The organism is Stieleria sp. (assembly GCF_041595215.1).
Classification (GTDB): domain Bacteria; phylum Planctomycetota; class Planctomycetia; order Pirellulales; family Pirellulaceae; genus Stieleria; species Stieleria magnilauensis.
On record NZ_JBFHKV010000927.1, the window covers coordinates 1 to 3486 of the forward strand.

At 59.0% G+C, this 3486-nt stretch carries 3 protein-coding genes; 2 read left to right on the plus strand and 1 reads right to left on the minus strand.

Features of this window, described 5'->3' with window-relative positions; translation table 11 throughout:
- Nucleotides 1–83: 83 nt before the first annotated feature.
- Nucleotides 84–323 carry a hypothetical protein gene (locus ABX749_RS26375; protein WP_372898632.1) on the minus strand — a complete coding sequence of 80 codons (240 nt, stop codon included), beginning with the start codon at nucleotides 321–323 and terminating at the stop codon, nucleotides 84–86.
- 832 nt (nucleotides 324–1155) lie between these two features.
- Here ABX749_RS26375 and ABX749_RS26380 point away from each other — a divergent pair.
- A complete protein-coding gene (locus ABX749_RS26380; protein ID WP_372898633.1) occupies nucleotides 1156–2487 on the plus strand; it encodes a redoxin domain-containing protein in 1332 nt (443 codons plus the stop codon).
- Between the two features lie 196 nt (nucleotides 2488–2683).
- Nucleotides 2684–3486, plus strand: an 803-nt coding sequence (locus ABX749_RS26385; protein WP_372898634.1) for an AAA family ATPase, incomplete at its 3' end; no start/stop codon positions are given.

The window sequence follows — 3486 nt, forward strand, 5'->3', positions numbered from 1 at the left end:
CCCAAAACCCCGGCTGCCGCCAATAACAGTGCAAACTCGTAAAAGATGTTTCCAGATCCCAATCGCACACTCCGGCGAGGCTTTCATTCATCGGTTAGTCGAACTTCACCGCCGCAATAGCCGCTTTCAGTTGCGACTGATATTCCTTTATACCTTGATTCCTTGATGACCAGATCCTGCAGTTTTAACGCAGGACTGCCGGATGACGTGATCAGCTGGGTTCCGGCCAGTTCGCGTTCGACTCGCAGCAAGGTCAGCTTTGCATGGTTGGACTTCGCCAGCGAAGCGGCACGCTCAAACGCCCCATCATTGCATGGATACACCAGCAAGATATTTTAAACCGTTTCATGGAAAGCCTCTCACGCGAATTGAGGCGATGGCGGTCCACTGCAATGGAAATTCAATCCGTTCGCTCGTGATCTATTATGGACGGTTCCAGCAGTGAGGGAAAGTCTCCGAACGGATGCGCCACTTGCGGTGGACCATCGAGGTCGCTGCCGTAGCGAAAGCGAGTTTGTATCGAATCTCGCCCGTATCGAATCTCGCCCGTATCGAAACTCGCCCGTATCGAAACTCGCCCGTATCAAAACTCGCCCGTATCGAAACTCGCCTGTAGCGAAACTCGCCTGTAGCGAAACTCGCCAAGAGTTTCGGCCGTTGTCATTTGAGTTTCGACAATCGTACCGTCATCCAAGCTACTCGCTTCGACTTGTCTTCCTCACGCCGCAACGCGACGTCGCGAAATCGTTACCGAACGTGAGTCGAGGGAGATCTGTCGCCGCAGTCGCAATCGCGTTGCGACGTGATGGCAAGTGTCATTGACGGCTTGTTGATTTAGTGAGCCGCTCGCGCGTCAGCGGCCGGGTCCCACGCGCTACCCGGTGCCTGACGGCCCACGGCTCACCGCTACCTCTTTTTTGTTTTGACGACATTCACCGCCACCCGCGATGTTCCGCTATAAAGAACAACTCTCCTGTTTTGTTGTTGAAGGAGATGGCATTGGAGTGGCGGCCTTGGGTGGGGACAAAGCGGCTAGGCAGGGGTTTCGGCAGCCTCACGTCGGTTGTTTGCCATCGGTGACCAATGAGTTTATAGTCTGGTGAGTTGTCATCAACAGAGCAGCTCCGCAGCCCCTTTCCCGTCGGCGAAATCAACATGAGCACTCGTTTTCAAACCCAAGGCTGCTGTGGCCTGAGTCGTCAGCCGAACGCAGTGAACCTGCTTGGACGAGTCGTCAAAGGGGGCATCAAGCGGATCGTGGCCCACGCCGCCGTTGCGGTCGGTTTAACGGTCCTCTTCGCCGCACCGCTACGGGCCGTCGAATCGGAGTTCTCTGACGAGTGGTACTTCGACCCCGAGGGGGCCGTGCGGACGAACTTGGAGGGCGGCCCGGCGATCGAACTGTCGACCGATACCTGGATCGGTGAATCGACCACGCTAGACGAGTGCCGCGGCAAAGTGGTGGTACTGGATTTCTGGGCCACCTGGTGCGGTCCCTGCGTGGCCTCGATCCCCAAAAACATCGAACTGGTCGAGACCTATCCGGACGAACTGGTCTTTATCGGCATGCATTCAGAGACCTCTGGCTGGGACAAAGCCCCGCAAATGGTCGAAGATCGCGAAATCAATTATCCGGTTGTGCTGGACACCGGAGAAACAGCCAAAGCCTACGGCATCAACGCCTTTCCAACCTACATCATCATCGACCGCAATGGCATCGTACGGGCCGCCGGCGTCAAACCCAGCCACATCAAAACGATCGTCAAACAATTGATCGAAGAGTCCGGCTCTGGCGGCCAGGGCAGCCAGTTGGTCTCGTTCCAACGAGACTGGTTCTACAGCGGGGCAGAATGGATGCGGGCCTGGCAAGAACAACACGGCCAGCCCGCTCCGTCGATCCAAGCGACCGCTTGGTGGCTGCCCGGCGATGACAACGAAGCCGCCCCCCAAACCACCGACGAAGCGGCGACCGAACCCGCTGACAGTGAACCTGCTGATGGGGAAGCTGGCAGCGAAGCGGAGCTTGTCGCCGACGCACCCGAGGGGTTGCAGGAAGTCGACTTGGACGGCGTTGTACGCGTACTGCACTTTACGCGTCCGGGGATGAAGATCACTCAACAGCAACTGAAATCCTTCAACGAGACCGCCGCCAAGTACTCGCCGCAGGGCGTGGCCTTTGCCGTCGTCTGTGATCGGCAGAGCGACTGGCAGGCGACGCGGGCTTTTGCAGCGGAAATCGATCTGGCTATCCCGATGGCCCTGGACGCCGCCCCCCAGCCCGCCACCGCCGAAGACTCGCCAGCCCGACCCACCAGCGGCTCGGCTGCCGTCCCCCGCGAAGCTGGCCGGACCGCCCAGGCCTACCATGTCCGCATCGCACCGGTCACGGTGGTCGTCGATCGCAACGGCCGCATCCGGGCCACGGGGCTGAAGCTGCAACAGCTGGACGACGCGCTGAACGTATTGCTGGCCGAACGCGCTGAATAACCTCGGGTGCGGGGAATTGCGTCTGCAAGCCGGTCTCCTCGAAGGCGGTGGTGACGGTGACGGACAATCTTCCCGCAAAACGTTCGAACCGCGAAAACGACCGCCTAACGCGATGGGGCGGCGATTAAAATGAACCCGCTCCATCGTGCTCCGTAATCACCACCGCAGCCTCTCTCTCACCACCAACGACGGCGTCATGACCGAAACTGCAGTCACTCCTCCCCCGGCCTCGGACGCTCTGTCCGCCGAAGGTTTCCCCCCGTCCGCTGAATTTGCCAAAGCGGTCATCGAACAGGTTGGTCAGACCGTCGTCGGCCAGACCGAAGTCGTTGAACGGGTGTTGATCGCCTTGCTGACTGGCGGTCACCTGCTGCTCGAAGGCGTGCCCGGGATCGCCAAAACGCTGCTGGTTCAATCGGTCGGAAAAGCCATCGATCTGAAGTTCAAACGCGTCCAGTTCACGATCGACCTGTTGCCTTCGGACATTTTGGGTTCGGAAATCCTGGACCAAAAATCGGGCCAGTTCCACATCCACAAAGGCCCAGTGTTCACCAACCTGCTGCTGGCCGACGAAATCAACCGCGCCTCACCTAAAGTGCAGTCGGCACTGTTGGAAGCGATGCAGGAACGCAAGGTATCGATCGGCGACGAAACCCACACGCTGCCCGCTCCGTTCCTGGTGATCGCCACCCAGAACCCGGTCGAGCAAGCCGGCACGTTTGAATTGCCCGAGGCGCAACTGGACCGGTTCATGATGTGCCACCGCCTGCGTTACCCCACGCCGGTCGAAGAAACCGAGGTGGTGCGACGGGCATTGAAGCTGAAACTGCAGCGTCAGGGCGATGGAGCGGTGCCGCAATCGATGTTTGACGCCATCGAAGACGAACACAAACTGAGCGTCAAAGACTTGACCGAAGCGATGACGCAGGTCCAGGCCGTTCACGTCAGCGAAGTCTTCATCCACGACTGCGTGAAACTGGTCAACGCCACTCGAGGACA

Coding starts and splice junctions, on each gene's coding strand:
- ABX749_RS26380 (WP_372898633.1), top strand. CDS start 1,156: ATGAGCACTCGTTTTCAAACCCAAGGCTGCTGTGGCCTGAGTCGTCAG.